This is a genomic window from Salmonella sp. 741265055_HSA (assembly GCF_046569525.1).
GTDB lineage: Bacteria > Pseudomonadota > Gammaproteobacteria > Enterobacterales > Enterobacteriaceae > Salmonella > Salmonella enterica.
Map to the genome: position 1 here is coordinate 1 of NZ_JBKFSQ010000049.1, position 19,976 is coordinate 19,976.

Here is a 19,976-nt window from a genome sequence, read left to right on the forward strand (position 1 = left end):
ACAGCGCCTGGCCGAACAGGAAGCGCTGGACCGCGCCCTGCTGGAAAAGCTGGCCGACCGGGAACGCGAAATAGACCATCTGCAGGCGCAACTGGATAAACTCCGCCGGATGAACTTCGGCAGTCGTTCTGAAAAGGTATCCCGCCGTATCGCACAGATGGAGGCTGACCTGACCCGGCTTCAGCAGGAAAGCGATACGCTGACGGGTCGGGTTGATGATCCGGCGGTGCAGCGCCCGCTGCGTCAGACCCGCACCCGTAAACCGTTCCCTGAGTCACTCCCACGGGATGAGAAGCGGCTGCTGCCGACGGAGCCGTGTTGCCCGGAGTGCGGTGGTTCGCTGAGTTACCTGGGTGAGGATGCCGCCGAACAGCTGGAGCTGATGCGCAGCGCCTTCCGGGTTATCCGGACAGTACGCGAAAAGCATGCCTGTCGTCGGTGCGACCGCATCGTTCAGGCCCCGGCGCCTTCGCGCCCCATCGAGCGGGGTATAGCAGGACCGGGGCTGCTGGCCCGCGTACTGACCTCAAAGTATGCAGAACACACGCCGCTGTATCGCCAGTCTGAGATATACGCCCGCCAGGGTGTGGAGCTGAGCCGCTCACTGCTGTCGGGCTGGGTGGATGCGTGCTGCCGGCTGCTGTCGCCGCTGGAAGAGGCTCTTCAGGCCTATGTACTGACCGATGGCAAGCTCCATGCCGACGATACGCCTGTCCCGGTGCTGTTGCCGGGCAATAAGAAGACGAAGACCGGACGCTTATGGACGTACGTTCGTGATGACCGCAACGCCGGGTCAACTCTGGCACCGGCAGTCTGGTTCACTTACAGCCCGGACAGAAAGGGCATCCATCCACAGAGCCATCTTGCCGGCTTCAGAGGAGTGCTGCAGGCGGATGCGTATGCGGGGTTCAATGAGCTGTACCGTGACGGGCAGATAAAGGAAGCCGCCTGTTGGGCACATGCACGACGGAAAATCCACGATGTTCACGTTCGTACCCCGTCAGCCCTGACAGAGGAAGCGCTAAAACGGATCGGCGAGTTGTATGCCATCGAAGCGGATATCAGGGGAATGCCGGCAGAACAGCGGCTTGCCGAACGCCAGTTGAAAACGAAAGCGCGTCTTAAATCACTGGAAAACTGGCTGCGTGAAAAGGAGAAAACCCTGTCGCGACACTCAGAACTGGCGAAGGCGTTCGTGTATGCGCTGAACCAGTGGCCGGCGCTGACGTACTATGCAGACGATGGCTGGGCTGAAGCGGATAACAACATCGCGGAGAATGCCCTGCGGATGGTCAGCCTGGGTCGTAAAAACTTCCTGTTCTTCGGCTCAGACCACGGTGGTGAGCGGGGAGCGTTGCTGTACAGCCTGACAGGAACGTGCAAACTGAACGGCGTGGAGCCAGAAAGCTACCTCCGCCATATCCTTGACGTCATTGCTGACTGGCCGGTAAACCGGGTCGGTGAACTGCTGCCGTGGCGGGTCACACTGCCTTCCAAATAGCCTGTACTCGTCAATACGGTTCTCGCTATACGCTTACGAAAAATTTTCCTGGAATTAATCACAATGTCATCAAGATTTTGTGACCGCCTTCGCATATTGTACCTGCCGTTGAACGACTACTGAAAAGTAGCAAGGTATGTATCTTATCCAGGAGAGCACCTTTTTTGCGCCTGGCAGAAGTCCCCAGCCGCCACTAGCTCAGCTGGATAGAGCATCAACCTCCTAAGTTGATGGTGCGAGGTTCGAGGCCTCGGTGGCGGTCCAATGTGGTTATCGTATAATGTTATTACCTCAGTGTCAGGCTGATGATGTGGGTTCGATTCCCACTGACCACTTCAGTTTTGAATAAGTATTGTCTGGCAATTCTGTTACAGAATAATTTCATTTATTACGTGACAAGATAGTCATTTATAAAAAATGCACAAAAATGTTATTGTCTTTTATTACTGGTGAGTTGTAGATTTTTCTTATGCGGTGAATCCCCCTTTGCGGCGGGGCGTCCAGTCAAAATAGTTAATGTTCCTCGCGAACCATATTGACTGTGGTATGGTTCACCGGGAGGCACCCGGCACCGCAATTTTTTATAAAACGAAATTCATACCCTATGGTTCAGATCGGTGTTTTTTTACATCAGATGGGCAAGCATAATGCAGGTTAACTTGAAAAATATGAGCAATAGCAGAAACCAGTGATTTCGTTTATGGGCTGAGGATTTAACCGCGCCAGAGCGTATGCAAGACCCTGGCGCGGTTGGCTGATAATCGTTCAATAGTGCGAATATGAATGGTTACCAGCCGCTGCGAATTCTACCTGGGCCACTTAATAAAGCAAAACATTTAAACACTAAACAACGACAATTCAGACAGTTCGAACTTTTCTTTAAAAATAGGATTAACCATGTTTAAAAGTGGTTACTAATTAGCCATTATACTACGGTAGTGATTCACATATTCTTTAACGTTACGTTACAGGAAGGTTGAAGTGAAAATGCCTGATGAGCCTTAAGGCATTTCTGAAGGTTAGTTAGCTAAGGAACAGTTGCTGAGAACAGGGTTATCATCACCTTCCACCAGTTCAGCCGTATTGCCTTTGGTATAAAGTTTATAAGTATAATTTTTGTCTATGGCTTCGTAATTTGCTCCTGAGGCCATTTTCATTAACCGCATCGGGATCATCTCATTTACCTGACTGATAATCGCATAGGCGTTTCCAGCCTCAGTGTTGACGTAAATCACCTCCATAACCTGGTTATCATTACAGGTGTATATAGATTTAGAAATCTCCTGCGAAGCTGCTATAGAGGTGGTACTGGCGCTAAGTGCAGCGAGAAAGAGGGCAAATGGGATCAATTTACGTTTCATCATTAGTATCCTTTGTGCATAAAGTTGTCGTTAATTCCCTGAAGAACGGGAGATAAAGCGGCATCAATACGATGAATGCTGTAGTATTCCTGTTTACTGACGAAAAGTGCGCCAGAAAAGCGTATTATAATTTATCCATCACTGACATATGTGATGAGTAGACAAATCTTAAAATCATAAACTATAGGCTGCAAATCATTATGGCGCGATAGAAAATGATTGTCACCACTGCTCAATACTATGGCATAAAAACCGAAGAAAACGGTACTGTTCACTGTCTCGTTTCATACGGTATCTGTCAGTGAAACTATTTCTTCAAATGATGGTCTTTTTATTATCGATCAGATAATGACATCAACAGGGGTTATTCAGGAGTATATGTGAAAAAGTGGCTTATAGGAGGGATATTGATCGCAAGTTTTCTGACCGGTTGTCTGATGTGGCACAACATTGATAAATGGTTTAATAAAGATATCGAATTTTTCTACGCCGGAGACGATGACTAAAATTCCTGTCAGTTGGCAACGGGTGTCATATCTTCAGGTATGGCACCCGGAGTAGCCGGGCGCAAATTGTAGATGTATAAATGTCATTTCATTAAAATTTTAGCGACAACATGGACAGCCACTATCGCGTGCTAACGACCCTCTGAAGTCACAAGATGAATAAGCCAGTTTTTTGTTTCAGCGGTGACTGAAACATATTTTGTTCCTGGTGGGTTTACCGCCAGTTGCTGGAAAAGACAACGATGAGGTAACTGTTGCAGCGATTGACGAATACGACGACCGTGAATTTTATTTTTGGCGACCATATTTCCTCCCAAAAGGCCGCCCGAAGGCGGCGCGGGGTTTGATAATGGAGAAGGGCGTTGGTCACTGCCATAACCAACCTGTATACATTAATGCAATTGATAATCGTTATCAATTGAGTGGGTGAAGAAAAATTGTAAAGATGAAGGGACAGCGGAAATGGCAATGAACGGGGTGAGATTTTTCGTTAACCACTTAAATTCGTGACTAAAAAAAGGCTTTTATAGGCTTGAAAATGTTTTTTCCGTCCCTAAGTAGTCAGTGGACAAGCAATGCTTGCCTTGATGTTGAACTTTTGAATAGTGATTCAGGAGGTTAATGATGGCACTCAGAACCTTGTCAGCACTTCCCGTGTTTGCTGATTCTCTTTTCTCTGACCGTTTCAACCGTATTGATAGACTTTTCAGTCAATTAACAGGAGATACGCCAGTCGCTGCGACGCCAGCTTACGATCTGCAAAAGCGCGATGCGAATAACTATCTGCTTACCGTGAGCGTCCTGGCTGGAAAGAGGAAGAGCTTGAAATTGAAACGGTTGGCGGCAACCTGAATATTACGGGTAAACACACTGAAGATACGGTAGAGGATCAGACGCACTGGATTTATCGTGGTATTCGTAAGGCGGATTTCCAGTTGAGTTTTTCTTTGCCTGAACATGCTAAGGTGAATAATGCGAAACTGGAACAGGGCCTCTTGTTGGTAGAGATTTACCAGGAGATCCCTGAAAGCGAGAAACCGAAAAAAATTGCCATAGAAAGCAAACCAAAGGCGATTGAACACAAATCATAATCGCGTTAATGAAGGCCCGTTTAGACGGGCCTTCATTGCCTGTAGCGAAAAGTATCCCGTCATGCTTGTAGGCACAGATCGCTAAATATTATAGCCCTGACCTCTATATTATCCCGTGCCACTGACCTCGTCGCCATTGGACGGCGGTAAGTTGGAATTATCCGCGAGGTCAGTCCAATTTTTGTCCACTCTCGACATTCTGCCTGTTATGGGCGCGATATCTGAACATAAATTCGTATAGCGGTTCATCGTTTTCACCGCGTTGATGCTATTTCTGCTAACACTACTTTAATACGTAAAAAAGCTGATGCTTTTTACCTTATTTAATAGAGGCAGGTATGAAATTAGCGCTCGTCAATCGGCAGGTCATTTTACCGGAAAGCGGAACCGAGTCATTCCAGTGCCATGCCCCTACGCTTGTTCGCTTACCGTGCGGTACGCTCGTGGCCGCATGGTTCGCGGGGGGGGGATGTTGTCTGGAAAACCTACTGCGCTGGGATGGCGTTATTCAGCCTATGCTGTGGGAGTCTTCTCCGGGGCATATCCATATGTTGTTACGAAGCACACGCGGGGCAATTTTTCGCAGTGATTCAATCGACTATGGCGCTACCTGGTCTGTTGCCCGCGCGACATCTTTACCGAATAATAATAGTGGTATCGATCTGGTTAGTATGCAGGACGGTACGCTGATTCTTGCGTTAAATCCGGTCAACGGCAACGGGGGAAAGCGCTATCCGCTTTCACTGATTGCTTCCCAGGATAATGGCGAATCATGGCTACCGCTACTGGACCTGGAAAGTGACCGCGGTGAGTATTCTTATCCCGCTATTATTAGCGAGGGCGGCGTCGTACATATCACCTACACGTGGAACCGGAAAAATATCGTATATTGTCGATTACAAACGGTGTAAGGCGCTATCAGTCGAAACCGATAGCGCTGGAATAATAATGCCTTGCCCAGCGTGCTCTCTCACGCCGGGATGGCCGAAATAGTCATGATTTACCGGGTAACATCCTTGAAAATGTATCGTCTTTTTGTATGTAATGGTGAAACAACGCCGCTGCTGCATGCATGGCAATCAGGAAATAGCCGATATTGGCCAGCATTTCATGAATACGCTTTATATCCGATTTTAGGGTGCTATCTGGCGTCAAAAATACCGGTACAGTAAAACCAAAAAAGCTCCAGCTTTTCCCGCCTGATGCCATCATCGCGACGCCCAGCAGCGGTAAGGCGAGAAAAGTGAGATAAAGCGCGATATGCATTAATTTAGCGGCCACGTGCTGCCAGTGAGGAGGGGGAGGCGTAATGACCGGAGCCGGGTATTTGTGTTTAAGATATAACCGTAAAAACATCAGCGCCCAGACCAGAACGCCCATATCATAGTGCATGTCTTTCATAAACAGGTAAACGCTGGAGCCTTTTGGCGCCCACCCCCGTAACTCAATAGCCGCATATGCGATGCCTGTCAGGAGCAGTGTTAACCAGTGAAGCGTTATTTGCAGTCTTGAGAAATGTGCCATTATTATTATCCTTTATTAACAACTGCTTGTAGGGTATGCGTAAAATCTTAACAGAACCTTAAAGCGGGGGCTGAGTCGCAAGGAACAGACAGAGATAGCGGCACGTAAAATGGGATAAAAAGCCGGCGGCATCGCCGGCTTACTGTAGTTATTGTCCTTTTACGACAACACAGGTTTTACCATAAAACGGATATGAGCCCGTAGTTTCATAATCAACACTCGACACTAAAGAAATATCGCCCGCTTTTTTCGCTGAATCAATAGATGCGTCGCCGGTATTTACAATACCCAATACCGTTTGTGCGCACGCTTTACCGGTTTTGGTTGCCGGGAGACTCGTGGCAGTAATTGGCCCTTTAACATCCGTATATAAGCCAATCCCTGTCGGTGATGGTCCTGTAGCGCACCCCGTTAAAAGAGAACCAATGAAGATAATTGAAAAAATGTGTTTTTTATTTGTCATGGGATTAGTCCATTATAAATTAATAGAAAACTTACCGTCCGAAAATGTCCGGACAGTCATTTAAAAAGTGGTGTATATTAAATATGCGATATTACTTTTTGCACCCTCCTGTTGATGTCGTATCTGATGGACAAATATCCGTTGAAGCCGGATATATTCCCCACGCCGTGTTTTTATAACTTGCGCATCCTGTCAGTAATGAGAACAGTACGGCTAAAAAAATCATCACGAGCCCTGGCGGCGTTAACATTTTTCGGTTGGACTCCATAGCATGTCATTTCATCGGGTTGCCATATGACCGGCGTTCTGCTGGTAAGTTTCATTAACGCCCGGTTCGTTTAATATTGGTTTAGGTTTAAAGCCAGGAGGCGCTAATTACGATACCTTCTTACGTTTCAGCACTAACTATAACGTTGAGAAAATGAACAGCGTCGGATGGGAAGACGTAATACAGAATAGAAAGGAAATAAGAGAATAAGATGGCGTTAATTAACCCGGTATTCCTGGCATCATTTCTCTTGCGTTTTATCCCCGTCAAAAGCGGCTTTTAGCCCACGTTGGCGCTCCCGACGTTTGTGTGTATGATGTTTTTAAAAGATCGTCATACTTTCTGTTCTGCATCAATTTTTTCATTACAAATGCTCGCCATAATGCCGTCCTCAGGAGGTCTCCCGACGTTTATGCTGCGCCGGGAGAAACAAAAACAACGCATAATCTGGGACAAATTGATGATTAAAGGCAAACTGGCGCTCGTGACGTGCGCGCTGACTCTGGTATTCACTTCGTCGCTTTTCGCCGCGTCGGACACGGTAGACGGTCGTACCCTGAAGCTGGCCATTGGCCCTGAGCCAACGGAAGGCTTTGATCCTATGCTGGGCTGGAGCCACGGCAGCTACTTATTGCTTCATGCGCCGTTGCTTAAGCAAAACGCCGATATGAGTTGGGGTAATTTACTGACGGAAAAAGTGGACACCAGCCCCGATGGTAAAACCTGGATACTGACCTTAAAACCCGATCTGAAATTCTCCGATGGCTCGCCATTAACTGCCGAAGATGTCGTTTTTACATATAACAAAGCGGCGAAGAGCGGCGGTAAAATTGACATGGGCAACTTTAGTCATGCGCGAGCGCTGGATGCGCGCCGAATTGAGATGACGCTGAGCCATCCGCAGAGCACCTTTGTGAATGTGCTCGGGTCGTTAGGGATTGTTCCTGCCAGCCGTTATGATGAAAAAACGTTCGCCCGCGAACCGATAGGCGCCGGTCCGTACCGACTGGTCAGCTTTCAGCCGGGTCAGCAACTGATCGTTGAAGCTAATCCCTGGTATGCGGGTAAAAAGAATGACTTTAACCGGCTGGTTTTTGTCTTTCTGGATGAAGATAATGCTTATGCCGCCGCGCGCAGCGGACAGTTGGGACTGGTGCGCATTGCCCCTTCTATGGCGGTGGCCCCGCAGCAGGATAATCTTAAACTCTGGGTACGCGATAGCGTTGAAAACCGGGGCATTGTCTTCCCGATGGTGCCAGCCGGTAAAAAGGATGCTAACGGCTATCCTGTCGGCAACGATGTGACTGCTGATGTCGCTATCAGACGCGCAATTAACTATGCCATTAATCGTAAGCAACTGGCGGAACAGGTGATGGAAGGCCATGCGATACCCGCCTATAGCGCGGTGCAAGGATTGCCGTGGCAAAATTCTTCAGTGGTATTCAGCGATGGCGATATTGCAAAAGCGCGCGCCATCCTGGAAGAGGCTGGCTGGAAGATAAACCGTGCTGGCGTGCGTGAAAAAGCAGGTAAAGAAGCGCGTCTGACCTTATGGTATGCCAGTGGCGACAGCACCCGACGGGATCTGGCCGAGGCGGTGCGCGCCATGTTGCAGCCTTTAGGCATTGTCGTCTCGTTGCAATCGGGAAGCTGGGAAACCGTAGAGCGCCATATGCACGCTAACCCTACGCTGTTTGGCTGGGGAAGTCTGGACCCGATGGAACTCTTCCATCACTACAGTGGGAAAGCCGCTGGTGTGGAATATTATAACCCGGGCTATTACAGCAACCCTGCGGTAGAAGCACATCTGAAACAGGCTATAGATGCGCCTGACTGGCAAAAGGCGATTCCTTTCTGGCAGCAGGTTGAGTGGGATGGGAAGCAGGGCGCGGGCGTCCAGGGCGATGCGGCATGGGCATGGCTGCTTAATATTCAGCATACCTATCTGGCCAACCCCTGTATTGATCTGGGGAAAGGCGCGCCAGAAATCCACGGTAGCTGGTCGGTGTTAAACAATCTTGATGACTGGACCTGGACCTGTCGGTGATGAAATTGTTCTTCAGTCATTTTTTGCGGCTGATTATTCTGTTGGTGCTGGTGGCTGCCGGCACCTTCATTTTGCTTAGCTTTTCGCCCGTTGATCCTATCCGCGCTTATATTGGCAACGATCTGCTCCATGTTCCGCCAGAACAATATGCGCGGATTGCGGCGCGCTGGGGGCTCGACCAGCCGCTGTGGGAGCGTTTCGGTCACTGGTTTTGGCGTCTGCTCCAGGGAGACATGGGATATTCCATGCTGTTCAACATGCCTGTCGCCAGCGTGATCCGGGAACGTTTTGCGACGTCATTCGCGCTGCTGGCAGGCGCCTGGCTATTGTCTGGTGTGCTGGGCGTGACATTGGGTTTTCTGGCCGGACGTTTTCTCCACCGCTGGCCGGATAAGATGATTTGCCGTATCAGCTACTTATTGTCATCGTTGCCCACTTTCTGGATAGCAATGCTGTTGCTGGCGCTGTTTGCCGTCCGCTGGCCGGTATTACCTGTTTGTTGCGCCTGGGACCCCGGAAATAATGCAGGAACAGCTCTTTTATCGGAACGTTTACGCCATCTTGTGTTGCCGGTATGTGCGTTAAGTCTGTTGGGCATGGGGCAAATTGCGCTACATACGCGAGAAAAAATAGCCAGTGTAATGAAGAGCGAATTTATTCGTTTTGCGCGCGCTCAGGGGGATAAAGGATGGTCGCTGTTACGTCACCAGGTGTTACGTCATGCGATTACCCCAGCGCTCTGCTTACAGTTTGCTTCTCTGGGCGAACTGATGGGGGGGGCGTTACTGGCAGAAAAAGTCTTTGCGTATCCGGGGCTGGGACAGGCCACTATCGATGCCGGCCTGCGTGGTGATGTCCCGCTACTCATGGGGATCGTTTTATTCTGTACGCTATTAGTGTTTGCCGGAAATACGATTTCAGCCTGGCTTGTGGTGGTGCTTAATCGATCGCTGGAGCGTCCCGATGCTCTATAATCCCGCCCCGACGTTGTTTCGTCTGATCCTCTCCGTTACCTGCCTGCTATTTATTGCCGGATACGGTTATGCCACGTTGAGCCAGCCGCCAGAGGTTAATCTGCTTGCCCGGCATTTGTCGCCTGATATTCAGCACTGGTTTGGCACCGATAATCTGGGGCGTGATGTATGGCTTCGTTGCTTTCAGGGGGCCTTCACCAGTTTACAAATTGGCGTTGGTGCCGCGCTGTGCAGCGGCGTTATCGCGCTAGTGATGGCGGCAGTGGCGCGCATTCATCCCCGGCTGGACCTCCTGATGCGGCTGATAACCGATGCCATGCTCGCCATGCCGCATTTACTTTTGCTGATCCTTATCTGTTTTACGCTTGGCGGTGGTAAAAGCGGCGTCATTGTGGCCGTGGCGTTAACGCACTGGCCCCGTCTGGCGCTGATTCTGCGCGCCGACGCGGAGCGGGTAGCGCAGAGTGACTACCTGACATTGACCTGTCGTCTGGGGCATGGACACCTTTATTGCTGGCGATATCACTATTTTCCGGCGCTATTGCCACAATGGTTGACGGGAACGTTATTGATGTTTCCTCATGCGGTATTGCACAGCGCGGCGTTAAGTTTTCTGGGGTTTGGGCTGGCACCGCATGAGCCTTCGCTGGGGCTGTTGCTGGCGGATGCGTTACGGTTTATTAGCCATGGTAACTGGTGGCTGGTGCTGTTTCCCGGCCTAATGTTATTCACGCTGGTGATGCTCTTCGATCAGTTTGCGCGCGCCATTCAGCGGCTGTGGCTAAGGAGTGACGTATGCTGAGTTTACAACAGGTTACGCTGGAGAGCGCGCGTTATCGCTGGTATGGCGCAAGACGCTGGTCGCCGTTATTACAGAATGTCTCTTTTGATATCGCGCCCGGCGAAATGGTGGCATTGGTTGGCGGCAGCGGGGAGGGCAAAAGTCTGCTGCTGCAATGCCTGCTCGATCTGCTGCCGGAAAACTTACGCTTTCGGGGGGAAATTACGCTTGATGGCAACCGGCTGGACAGACATACCATCAGGCAGCTTAGGGGCAATACGTTTAGCTACGTGCCGCAGGGGGTACAGGCGCTTAATCCCATGCTGAATATCAGAAAACATTTGAACAGAGCATGTCATCTGACCGGACGCGCCTGGGATGAGACGCAAATGGTACAGCTATTACAGCAAAGCGATCTTGAACCGACAGTCCTGGAACGCTTTCCCCGCCAGCTCTCCGGTGGGATGGCTAAACGAATTCTGGCGTGCCACGCCTCGCTTAGCCAGGCACGTTATATTCTCGCGGATGAGATCACCGCCTGGCTTGATACGGCACTGGCAAACCAGTTGCTTGAGCACTTGCGAGGTCTCTGCGAGCGGGGATGCGGCGTGCTGTGGGTGACTCATGACCTGCTGCTGGCGGCGCGGTATGCCGATCGCATTGTGGCGCTGCATCAGGGTTATATCACGGACAATATCCGCTGCGAGCAGTTACAGCCGGAAGAGATGAGTGAGCCGTTAAAACGGCAATGGCAGGCATTGCCTGAACTAAACCCGTTATTTATGCCGACCGGAGAGGGAATAGAATGTTGAGCTGCCGCGACCTCGTTATTCGTCAGGGCGGGAAAGTCTTATGGCAGAACCTGACGTTTACGATTTCTGCCGGTGAACGGGTAGGAATTCATGCGCCAAGCGGAACGGGGAAAACAACGTTGGGGCGCGTCCTGGCCGGATGGCAAAAGCCGACGGCGGGCGACGTTCTGCTGGACGGCAGCCCGTTACCCCTGCATCAGTATTGTCCGGTACAGCTTGTTCCCCAGCATCCTGAACTGACGTTTAATCCCTGGCGAAGCGCCGGAGACGCTGTGCGTGATGCCTGGCAGCCTGATCCGGAAACGATGAGGCGTTTGCATGTGCAGCCCGAGTGGCTGACGCGTCGGCCAATGCAGCTCTCAGGTGGGGAGTTGGCGCGTATTGCGATACTGCGCGCGCTTGACCCACGAACGCGTTTTCTGATTGCCGACGAAATGACGGCGCAACTCGATCCGTCTATTCAAAAAGCGATATGGGGATACGTGCTTGAGGTGTGCCGCAGCCGTTCATTAGGGATGTTGGTGATTAGTCATCAGTCTGCGCTACTTGATCAAGTCTGTACCCGCCATTTACAGGTGGAATAGCCGCAAGTCGTTTCTCCGCATTGCCGTGTCGCCGTTAACGCACCGGGAACCCATGGGTTCCCGTTATTGTCGGCAGAGATTTTATTGCATGACGCGTTTATCTGCGTTTTTTGCATCAGCGGTATTACTGTAGTCCCTGGTCTCTTCAACCTGTACAGGAGCTCTGACGACCAGACTTGGCAGCGCCAGTTCGATATCATTCTCAATGAGTTTTTCAATAATACGGATATTTATCTCTTGCTGAATATCCATGTATTTATTGTAATCCGCGGTATTGACGATATGCACCACCTCATAGGTCAGCCGATCCTGACCAAAGGCCAGTAGATGGGCGCGGTCGAATTGTGTTTCGCCGACATCGGTAATAATCTTTTTCACCATATCGCCGATGAGGCGTAACTTTTCCGGCGGTGTCGCAGTGGCGACGCCAAAAGTAAACACGATACGACGCGTTTGCATCCGCTTATAGTTGTGTATGGTTTGCTGCAACAACTGCGCGTTCGCACAAACGATCTGTTCGCCGCTGAGGCTACGGATGCGAGTGGTTTTCAAACCGATATGTTCAATCGTACCGGCTACATCATTAAAGACGACGAAATCGCCGATCTCGAAGGGCTTATCGAAACCAATCGACAGCGAAGCGAAGACATCGCTCAGAACGGTTTGTACCGCCAGGGCAATAGCAATACCGCCCACGCCGAGGCTGGCTACCAGTGCGGTAATATCCACGCCGACGTTCGCCAGGATGGAGAGCAACATCATAGACCAGACGAGCACGCGCAAAATCATACCAAGAATGACTAACGTCACCGGGTTTTTATTGGAGCCTGGGGCATACAGTAAATGACGCATCCATGACTGTACGCCCTGATCAAGCCAAATCGCCATTTGAATCGCAACCACTAAAAACCAGGCGTGAGAGAGGGTAGAGAATAACCGGTCGGGCAGGGCGACAAAGCGCAGGCTAAAGAGAAATGCGGCAAAAAAGATTAGCATCTTACTGGTCTTTTTCAGCATCTCGAAAACAATAGGCCGCAGCCGCCCATGAGCATCATTCTTTTTATCCGGGCGTTGTAGCGCTTTATAGACCACATTAAGTAGCCAGTTGATGAGCCAGTAAGTAATGAGGGTGACGAAAAAAACGACCGCCAGATTGATCCAGAACGTCGTTGACATCAGCATCGCAACGATATTTAGTCGTGCTAAATACTCCATTTTACCTCCGATGAAAAGCAGATGAACATTACAGTATAGACGTCACATCACGGAGGCCGATTTCCGGCTTTACTATTGCTGTTTTATTCAGCACTTTTGTTCAAAAAGTATGAAAAAGAGGGGTAGCCGTTTGGCTATCCCGGCGTTTCTGTGCAGACTTATCTACTCCTCTTAATAAAATAAGGAGTCATTTATGCAACAAGAACATCGTGAGTGTATTGAGCAGTGTTATGAATGCGCGGCGGCGTGTGATATCTGCGCCTCTTCTTGTCTGCGTGAAGATAACGTCGAAATGATGAAGCACTGCATCCAGTTAGATATGCAATGTGCGGCCATTTGTCGCCTGGCGGCGCAATTTATGGCATTGGAAAGCGAGTACTCACAAAAATTATGCCGCCTGTGCGCGGATATCTGCAAAGCCTGCGCCGAAGAGTGTGCAAGGCACGATCACGACCATTGCCAGAATTGCGCGCGGGCATGCAGCCAATGCGCAGACGCCTGCCTTAAAATGGCCGCGTAATTTTTCTTCCGCCATTAGCTCAACCGGATAGAGCATAGAGCTTCTACCTCTAAGGTTCGGGGTTCAATTCCTCGATGGCGGACCAGTTGATATCAAAAAAGGCCACCTGCGCGGTGGCCGCTGAGTTTCTGTTGAAATAAATGCAATGTTATAATATAACAATCATCTTTCTAAGAAAGATGAGGGTAACGTTTTGGTGATTCATTTAAAAAAACTGACAATGCTTCTGGGAGTGCTGTTGGTAAATAGTCCTGCCTTCGCGCATGGTCATCATGCTCATGGCGCGCCGATGACGGAGGTTGAGCAAAAAGCGGCAGCGGGCGTGTTTGATGACGCTAATGTACGCGATCGCGCGCTCACCGACTGGGATGGTATGTGGCAATCCGTCTATCCTTATCTGGTCAGCGGCGAGCTGGACCCTGTCTTCAGGCAAAAGGCGAAGAAAGACCCGGAGAAAACGTTTGAGGATATTAAAGCGTATTATCGCAAAGGATACGCGACGAATGTTGAGACTATCGGCATTGAAAATGGCGTTATAGAATTCCATCGCGACAATAACGTTGCATCCTGTAAATACAATTATGCCGGCTATAAAATTCTGACTTACGCATCGGGTAAAAAAGGGGTGCGCTATCTGTTCGAATGTAAAGATGCGAACAGCAAAGCGCCTAAATATGTTCAGTTTAGCGATCATATCATTGCCCCGCGCAAATCGGTGCACTTCCATATCTTTATGGGAAATACCTCGCAACAGGCATTGTTGCAAGAGATGGAAAACTGGCCTACCTATTATCCTTATCAGTTAAAGGCGAATGAGGTCGTTGACGAAATGCTACATCATTAAGTCTGATTGCAATGTTAAAAGCTCGCTATGAATAGCGAGCTTTTTTTCTGCCGTTATGCCATATTTCTGGCAATCAATATAAAAAATACCTGCGCCCCTGGAGCAACGATGACGCTGTCCATACCGCCCTCGATTCAATGCCAAACGGAAGCGGCGTGTCGCCTGATTACTCGTGTCACAGGCGATACGTTGCGTGCTATTCATTTATATGGTTCCGCTGTCGCGGGCGGTCTGAAGCCAAACAGCGACATTGATCTGCTGGTGACAATATGCCAGCCGCTGACGGAGACCCAACGCGCAACGCTGATGCAGGAATTGCTGGCGCTTTCATCGCCGCCGGGGGCGTCGGCAGAAAAACGCGCTCTGGAGGTCACTGTCGTGCTTTATTCGCAGCTAGTTCCCTGGTGTTTTCCACCTTCCAGGGAAATGCAATTTGGCGAGTGGCTAAGAGAGGACATTTGTCAGGGGATTTATGAACCAGCGCAACAGGACTGGGACATGGTGTTACTGATAACCCAAATTCTGAAAACCAGTATACCGCTAAAGGGAGAACGCGCGGAACGGCTGTTCACGCCAGCCCCTGCGGCGCAGTTGCTGAAGGCCTTGCGTTATCCCCTCGGCCTTTGGCAATCCACGGCAGATGTGCAGGGAGATGAGTATCATATCGTTTTAACCCTGGCGCGTATCTGGTACACCCTTTCTACCGGGAGATTTACCTCTAAGGATGCGGCGGCTGACTGGCTGTTACCTCAGTTGCCAGAAGATTATGCTGCCACGTTGCGTGCGGCGCAGCGTGAATATTTAGGTCTGGAGCAACAGGACTGGCATATTTTGCTGCCTGCGGTCGTACGCTTTGTGGTTTTTGCCAAAACGCACATCCCCACGCAGTTCACATAAGATGCCCCAGGACGTCTGTCAGATTGCGCAAACGGCGTTCTTCAACTACTACTTAATGGGTTATCATCGCTGAAGTAAGCAGATGATCTTATGCGGGCCATCGAATGGATATTCCCACATGGCTCTCGTTTTGTTGAGGTGGATATGACTGGTTCCGCATCATCTGTTTTAAAGACAGATACAAGACTATTGAGCGAAAACCTGTTTCTTAATTATGGTCTGGAGTCCTTATTTAAGGACGTCGCAATAATAGTTGGTAACGTAAATTATATTATTTTTGATATCGATGATTACTACACCGTACAGCAGTATATTACTTCCACATTTAAAACGGTACTCATTGGAATTGTTACCCATAATGAATATAACTTTATTGATGAACATCATGCCATATATCGAATAAAGGTCGATGCCTCTATTGCTGAGTGGCGTGAATTACTGATTTTGGCCGCTGCTGGTCAATTTTTTCCCAAGTCAGAGAAGGTCAGATTAACGGCGAATGAAAGAAATGTTTTGGCGATGCTTGTTAAAGGAATGGATATCCGACAAATAAGCTGTGAGCTGAATGTACATTTAAAAACTATTTACTCAGTACGCTACCATGTTCTGACTAAATTAGGTTGTAGAACAGTTCTGGACTATCAAATACTGTCCGTCTCTAAAGCCTTTACGCACTGGCTGACAATAAATAATGTCGATAATGTAATTTCCCGTGTAAATAGTAAGGTCATTGCTTAATAATGATTTGCTTCTGATGGCGTTTAGGTTCACTATGCTTTCTTACATCATCATGAGGCCAGACAGGCATGGCTACTTTTAGTATTAGCGCAATGGCGGCGCAGTGTGGTGTCACAACAGCAAATATCAGGTCCTGGGAACGCTATGGCCTGCTTCAACCTACCAAAGATGAAGCTGGCAATCGTTTTTATTGCATAGAAGATGCTATCAGAATACAGCATATTATCGACGCGTTAAGCAAAGGCTTCTCATTAAAAGAGATTAAACCTGCCCTCTATGGTGAAGAAACGCATTGCCGCTCGGGATGGTTATTCTACCAGGAAGAGATTTTAGCGCAGTGTAGAAAATTCGAACCCGCCAAATTGCGAAAATTACTCTGGCGTTATGGTCGGGAAATTCCGCCGTGTATCGTAATTGAGTCAATACTGCGTCCTTTACGGCTGTGGTTGTCCGCAGGCGATGATGATGCACGCCGATTTGAAAAGGCATTACTGGATACTGCGATTATTGAATACGCCACGTTCCAGCTAAGTAGCGTACGAAAGGCGCCAGCAGGCACAATGCTTATTGCGGCGTTTTCGCTGAACGACCCCATTGAGCTATGGCTGGAAACGATTAAATATTGTAGTGAAGGTATGCGAGTTGAAGTCATCCCCTGGCAGGCGCCGATGCCCGATCTTTTATCAACGTCTTTCGAGCATATTGTTTTGTGGCATGATGAGACATTAACTCCCGCGCAGGAAAATCTTATTCAGGCTTTAAAAGAATCGGGTAAATTTAGTCTTCATGTGAAAAATGGCTCAGGCTTAACATTACTGCCAGCCGTATACCGGCAGCATGAGATGCCAGAAAGCATGCAGCATGTTGCACCGCAACTCCATGCAAACGGCTACGAAAAATCAGGCACCGCACGTTGAGGCATCTGCATTATTAACGAACAGGGGAGGAGTAACCCCCTCCCTTGTTTATATCCTTCATACTTCAAGTTGCTTATGTGTTGGCTACGGATTACTCGGCCCATCCATGGGCCTCGCCCTGACGGGCCGTCGCACGCGACGTTCAAATCTGCTCCCGGCAGATTTGTCGTTCACCCCAGTCACATCGTTATCTATGCTCCTGGGGACTCACTCCCTTGCCGCCTTTAAGCAACTCGAATTATTTGGGTATATATTAGATGTCGTCAGGTGTCTGAAACAAAACGGCTTCTAAGGCATTACGGTAAATATCAAGCTGCACTACGTCTTTTTCTGTTTCCAGTTTTTCAATAAGTTTGGCGATGATATCCTTATTTGAGACATGCTGCTGCGATTGCAATAGTTCGTAAGTAATTTCCTGAATAGCTCGCTGTTCACATAACATATGTGCAGAAAAAGGATTGCCAGTACTATTTTGTTCGTTGACTAGTGTAATGGTAGTCATATTTCACCATATTCGATGTAAATTGAAGCCGATCTCCCTGAGCGGGGGAGAGAAATTAGTGACCTATTAAAGTTAGACCTATATCATAAAACTGTAATAAAAAATCATAAAAACGTGATGCACGTCACATTTGTGTGATTTTTTGTATATTTTATGCACTTTAAATGAAGGTAAAGATTCCGCAGAATCAACGGCCTGTCCTTTTTATCACTCCAGTTTAAACGAATAAGCATTAATACCCATCTGTAATAATTACTTAATGTTATCTTAATAAAGGTAAATTACTGTCAGGCCTCCGTAAAAGGAGGTTGATTAATGATTCGTCATATCGCCATTTTTCTTTGTTCTTTATTGATGTGCAGCACCACTTTTGCCGATTCGGTAACATCGGTATCGCTTGGCGCGCTCTTAACCGCGCTCAATGAACGCATGTTATTAATGAAAGATGTGGCTGCTTATAAAATGAAGCACCATCTGCCGATAGAGGATTTCACGCGTGAACAAAATGTTTTTGCCGAGGCTGAAGAAGAAGCGAAAAATAACGGTCTGGACCCGCATTCGATAACCCCTTTTATTCGTTCGCTAATGGATGCCAGTAAAGCGATACAGTACCGCTATTTAGCGCAGTGGCGAACCGGCTCAGAACCCTCCTTTCCGATACAAACCTTGTCGGTCACCCGGCAACGTATTCGACAACTTGATAATCAAATGTTGATCATTATCAGCCAGCGCTTGATGGTCGGCGCTTTCAGCCACGAGGATATGGCGTGGCTGAGAACGCACTTTAATGCGCCGAATCTGAATGAGAGCAATATCAGCAATGTGTTGGCAGCCTTATCTTTGGTGCGACGCGCGCGTTAATTCCCCATGAGGAAACGTGGGCCAATACCTGGTGATTGCCTGCGAGGGTGGCGATAAAAGAACGTTTTTAGGTGATGTGGGTATAAGCGTGGCGGAATAGCGGCCTGGAGAGACGTGGTTTCGCTTCCCATCTTCCAGTGCATTCGTTAGCATACTGTTTCGCAGTTAAGCGTAAATGTTTTCAGGAAGAGGTTAATGTGTTCGCGGAGTATGGTGTTCTGAATTATTGGACGTACCTGGTCGGGGCGATTTTTATCGTTCTGGTACCGGGACCGAATACGCTTTTTGTGCTTAAAAATAGCGTGGGACGCGGGGTTAAAGGAGGATATCTTGCCGCATGCGGCGTGTTTATCGGCGATGCGATATTAATGTTTCTGGCGTATGCGGGCGTGGCGACGTTGATCAAAACAACGCCGGTTCTGTTTAACATTGTTCGCTATCTCGGCGCGTTTTATCTGCTCTACCTTGGCGCAAAAATCCTTTACGCCACTCTGACCTCAAAGGGGCGTGCGGCGACGGAAACGGTAGTTCCTTTTGGCGCTATTTTTAAGCGTGCGTTAATTCTTAGCCTGACGAATCCTAAAGCCATACTTTTTTATGTTTCCTTTTTTGTGCAATTTATTGATGTTACTGCGCCGCATACTGGGGTGTCATTTTTTATTTTGGCGACCACCCTTGAAATCGTCAGTTTTTGCTATCTGAGTTTTTTAATTCTTTCTGGTGCTTTTGTAACCCACTATATCGGAACCAAAAAGAAACTGGCAAAAGTGGGCAATTCTTTGATTGGCCTTCTTTTCGTCGGATTTGCCGCCCGGCTGGCAACGCTCCAGTCTTAACCCCCTGGACCCGTCGACAACGGCGGGTCATTGCTCCCCTTTCGGTTTTATCGCGTGGAAAACAGCAAAAGAGTAACCAATAAATGGTATTTAAAATGCTGTTTTTGGAGCGTAACCTTTTTACGACAGCGATGAGATTATCGCTGAGTAACCTGCGGGAAGAGGGAAGCAAATGCGGCAAATTCCACAAAATCATATCCATACACGTTCCACGCCATTCTGGAACAAAGAGACGGCGCCTGCCGGAATTTTCGAACGCCACCTTGATAAGGGAACGCGACCCGGTGTTTATCCTCGCCTCTCGGTGATGCAGGGGGCGGTCAAATATCTCGGATACGCTGATGAGCATTGCTCTGAGCCGGAAGAGATCATGGTGATCAATGCCGGCGAGTTTGGCGTGTTTCCTCCGGAAAAGTGGCACAATATTGAGGTCATGACGGATGATACCTATTTTAACATCGACTTTTTTGTCGCGCCGGAAGTACTGATGGAAGGGGCGACCTCACGAAAAGTCATTCATGCCGGGAGAGAATAATAATGGGAAAAGCCACTTATACCGTCACGGTCACGAATAATAGCAACGGCGTCTCTGTGGACTATGAAACGGAAGCACCGATGACGTTGTTGGTACCTGAAGTTGCAGCAGAAGTTGTGAAGGATTTGGTCAATACCGTGCGTTCCTACGATACCGAAAACGAACACAACGTTTGCGGTTGGTAAGGATGTTGCAGTAT

The 19,976-nt window shown here is 48.8% G+C and carries 23 protein-coding genes, 2 tRNA genes and 2 pseudogenes; 21 read left to right on the forward strand and 6 right to left on the reverse strand.

Going from position 1 to position 19,976, the window contains the following annotated elements; genetic code table 11:
- The first annotated feature begins 7 nt into the window (after positions 1–7).
- Both tnpC and ACLD4K_RS19865 read left to right on the forward strand, forming a co-directional pair.
- Complete coding sequence (gene tnpC / locus ACLD4K_RS19860) at positions 8–1,501, forward strand: IS66 family transposase (RefSeq protein ID WP_411012395.1); 1,494 nt, start codon at positions 8–10, stop codon at positions 1,499–1,501.
- 187 nt (positions 1,502–1,688) lie between these two features.
- Positions 1,689–1,765: transfer RNA gene (locus ACLD4K_RS19865), tRNA-Arg, on the forward strand.
- 755 nt (positions 1,766–2,520) lie between these two features.
- Here ACLD4K_RS19865 and ACLD4K_RS19870 read toward each other — a convergent pair.
- The gene (locus tag ACLD4K_RS19870) at positions 2,521–2,865 is read right to left on the reverse strand and encodes a c-type lysozyme inhibitor (RefSeq protein WP_183059740.1); all 345 of its coding nucleotides are present in this window, start codon (positions 2,863–2,865) and stop codon (positions 2,521–2,523) included.
- A gap of 377 nt (positions 2,866–3,242) precedes the next feature.
- Between ACLD4K_RS19870 and ACLD4K_RS19875 the strand changes: the two genes are divergently transcribed.
- From ACLD4K_RS19875 to ACLD4K_RS19890, 4 genes and pseudogenes are all read left to right on the forward strand, one after another.
- Entirely contained in the window at positions 3,243–3,368 is a 126-nt protein-coding gene (locus ACLD4K_RS19875; RefSeq protein WP_000758944.1) for a hypothetical protein, read from the forward strand.
- 199 nt (positions 3,369–3,567) lie between these two features.
- Complete coding sequence (locus ACLD4K_RS19880; protein ID WP_411012384.1) at positions 3,568–3,798, forward strand: hypothetical protein; 231 nt, start codon at positions 3,568–3,570, stop codon at positions 3,796–3,798.
- 194 nt (positions 3,799–3,992) lie between these two features.
- Positions 3,993–4,459, forward strand: a pseudogene (locus ACLD4K_RS19885) (Hsp20 family protein).
- A gap of 338 nt (positions 4,460–4,797) precedes the next feature.
- Positions 4,798–5,370 carry an exo-alpha-sialidase gene (locus ACLD4K_RS19890; protein WP_411012385.1) on the forward strand — a complete coding sequence of 191 codons (573 nt, stop codon included), beginning with the start codon at positions 4,798–4,800 and terminating at the stop codon, positions 5,368–5,370.
- 82 nt (positions 5,371–5,452) lie between these two features.
- On the opposite strand, the gene ACLD4K_RS19895 is transcribed toward ACLD4K_RS19890, so the two are convergent.
- Positions 5,453–5,983, reverse strand: coding sequence for a cytochrome b (locus ACLD4K_RS19895; protein ID WP_079928053.1), 531 nt, complete (start codon positions 5,981–5,983; stop codon positions 5,453–5,455).
- A 148-nt stretch (positions 5,984–6,131) separates the two neighbouring features.
- Entirely contained in the window at positions 6,132–6,446 is a 315-nt protein-coding gene (locus ACLD4K_RS19900; RefSeq protein ID WP_183059737.1) for a TRL-like family protein, read from the reverse strand.
- Between the two features lie 680 nt (positions 6,447–7,126).
- Between ACLD4K_RS19900 and ACLD4K_RS19905 the strand changes: the two genes are divergently transcribed.
- From ACLD4K_RS19905 to ACLD4K_RS19925, 5 genes are read left to right on the forward strand one after another with little or no spacing between them, the layout of a single operon-like run.
- Positions 7,127–8,761: an ABC transporter substrate-binding protein gene (locus tag ACLD4K_RS19905; protein WP_411012386.1), complete on the forward strand. Its 1,635-nt coding sequence runs from the start codon at positions 7,127–7,129 to the stop codon at positions 8,759–8,761.
- Positions 8,761–9,735 carry an ABC transporter permease gene (locus ACLD4K_RS19910; protein ID WP_001520270.1) on the forward strand — a complete coding sequence of 325 codons (975 nt, stop codon included), beginning with the start codon at positions 8,761–8,763 and terminating at the stop codon, positions 9,733–9,735. Before ACLD4K_RS19905 ends, ACLD4K_RS19910 begins: the two co-directional genes overlap by 1 nt.
- On the forward strand, positions 9,725–10,537 hold the full coding sequence (locus ACLD4K_RS19915) for an ABC transporter permease (protein WP_411012387.1): 813 nt from the start codon (positions 9,725–9,727) through the stop codon (positions 10,535–10,537). Before ACLD4K_RS19910 ends, ACLD4K_RS19915 begins: the two co-directional genes overlap by 11 nt.
- Positions 10,531–11,328: an ATP-binding cassette domain-containing protein gene (locus tag ACLD4K_RS19920; protein WP_000950207.1), complete on the forward strand. Its 798-nt coding sequence runs from the start codon at positions 10,531–10,533 to the stop codon at positions 11,326–11,328. Before ACLD4K_RS19915 ends, ACLD4K_RS19920 begins: the two co-directional genes overlap by 7 nt.
- Positions 11,322–11,912, forward strand: coding sequence for an ATP-binding cassette domain-containing protein (locus tag ACLD4K_RS19925; protein ID WP_000947459.1), 591 nt, complete (start codon positions 11,322–11,324; stop codon positions 11,910–11,912). Before ACLD4K_RS19920 ends, ACLD4K_RS19925 begins: the two co-directional genes overlap by 7 nt.
- Positions 11,913–11,993: 81 nt before the next feature.
- Here ACLD4K_RS19925 and ACLD4K_RS19930 read toward each other — a convergent pair whose 3' ends face one another.
- Positions 11,994–13,127 (reverse strand): mechanosensitive ion channel family protein, encoded by a 1,134-nt coding sequence (locus ACLD4K_RS19930; RefSeq protein WP_000456073.1) that lies wholly within the window; start codon positions 13,125–13,127, stop codon positions 11,994–11,996.
- Between the two features lie 193 nt (positions 13,128–13,320).
- On the opposite strand from ACLD4K_RS19930, the gene ACLD4K_RS19935 reads away from it, so the two are divergent.
- The 6 genes from ACLD4K_RS19935 (at position 13,321) to ACLD4K_RS19960 (ending at position 17,043) form a co-directional block, all read left to right on the forward strand.
- Positions 13,321–13,647, forward strand: a complete 327-nt coding sequence (locus ACLD4K_RS19935) for a four-helix bundle copper-binding protein (RefSeq protein ID WP_001183699.1) — start codon at positions 13,321–13,323, stop codon at positions 13,645–13,647.
- An 8-nt stretch (positions 13,648–13,655) separates the two neighbouring features.
- Positions 13,656–13,732, forward strand: a tRNA-Arg gene (locus tag ACLD4K_RS19940).
- A gap of 111 nt (positions 13,733–13,843) precedes the next feature.
- Positions 13,844–14,491, forward strand: a complete 648-nt coding sequence (gene zinT, locus ACLD4K_RS19945; RefSeq protein ID WP_411012396.1) for a metal-binding protein ZinT — start codon at positions 13,844–13,846, stop codon at positions 14,489–14,491.
- A gap of 108 nt (positions 14,492–14,599) precedes the next feature.
- Positions 14,600–15,388, forward strand: coding sequence for a cryptic aminoglycoside nucleotidyltransferase ANT(3'')/ANT(9) (gene aadA / locus ACLD4K_RS19950; RefSeq protein WP_411012388.1), 789 nt, complete (start codon positions 14,600–14,602; stop codon positions 15,386–15,388).
- Between the two features lie 144 nt (positions 15,389–15,532).
- Positions 15,533–16,126, forward strand: coding sequence for a helix-turn-helix domain-containing protein (locus ACLD4K_RS19955; protein ID WP_411012397.1), 594 nt, complete (start codon positions 15,533–15,535; stop codon positions 16,124–16,126).
- Between the two features lie 68 nt (positions 16,127–16,194).
- A complete protein-coding gene (locus tag ACLD4K_RS19960) occupies positions 16,195–17,043 on the forward strand; it encodes a MerR family transcriptional regulator (RefSeq protein WP_183059733.1) in 849 nt (282 codons plus the stop codon).
- 253 nt (positions 17,044–17,296) lie between these two features.
- Here the strand turns inward: ACLD4K_RS19960 and ACLD4K_RS19965 are convergent, their stop codons facing one another.
- Together ACLD4K_RS19965 and ACLD4K_RS19970 are read right to left on the reverse strand one after the other, a co-directional pair.
- Positions 17,297–17,545 (reverse strand): biofilm/acid-resistance regulator YmgB/AriR, encoded by a 249-nt coding sequence (locus tag ACLD4K_RS19965; protein ID WP_000208086.1) that lies wholly within the window; start codon positions 17,543–17,545, stop codon positions 17,297–17,299.
- 78 nt (positions 17,546–17,623) lie between these two features.
- Positions 17,624–17,778: pseudogene (locus tag ACLD4K_RS19970) on the reverse strand (hypothetical protein).
- Positions 17,779–17,860: 82 nt separating this feature from the next.
- On the opposite strand from ACLD4K_RS19970, the gene ACLD4K_RS19975 reads away from it, so the two are divergent.
- The 4 genes from ACLD4K_RS19975 to ACLD4K_RS19990 all read left to right on the forward strand — a co-directional run bounded on the left by ACLD4K_RS19975 (position 17,861) and on the right by ACLD4K_RS19990 (position 19,962).
- Positions 17,861–18,406 (forward strand): chorismate mutase, encoded by a 546-nt coding sequence (locus ACLD4K_RS19975; RefSeq protein WP_411012389.1) that lies wholly within the window; start codon positions 17,861–17,863, stop codon positions 18,404–18,406.
- A 197-nt stretch (positions 18,407–18,603) separates the two neighbouring features.
- Complete coding sequence (gene leuE / locus ACLD4K_RS19980) at positions 18,604–19,242, forward strand: leucine efflux protein LeuE (protein ID WP_000457190.1); 639 nt, start codon at positions 18,604–18,606, stop codon at positions 19,240–19,242.
- Positions 19,243–19,414: 172 nt separating this feature from the next.
- Complete coding sequence (gene yeaR / locus ACLD4K_RS19985; RefSeq protein WP_001248993.1) at positions 19,415–19,777, forward strand: DUF1971 domain-containing protein YeaR; 363 nt, start codon at positions 19,415–19,417, stop codon at positions 19,775–19,777.
- A 2-nt stretch (positions 19,778–19,779) separates the two neighbouring features.
- The gene (locus ACLD4K_RS19990; protein ID WP_411012390.1) at positions 19,780–19,962 is read left to right on the forward strand and encodes a DUF1869 domain-containing protein; all 183 of its coding nucleotides are present in this window, start codon (positions 19,780–19,782) and stop codon (positions 19,960–19,962) included.
- Positions 19,963–19,976: the final 14 nt, after the last annotated feature.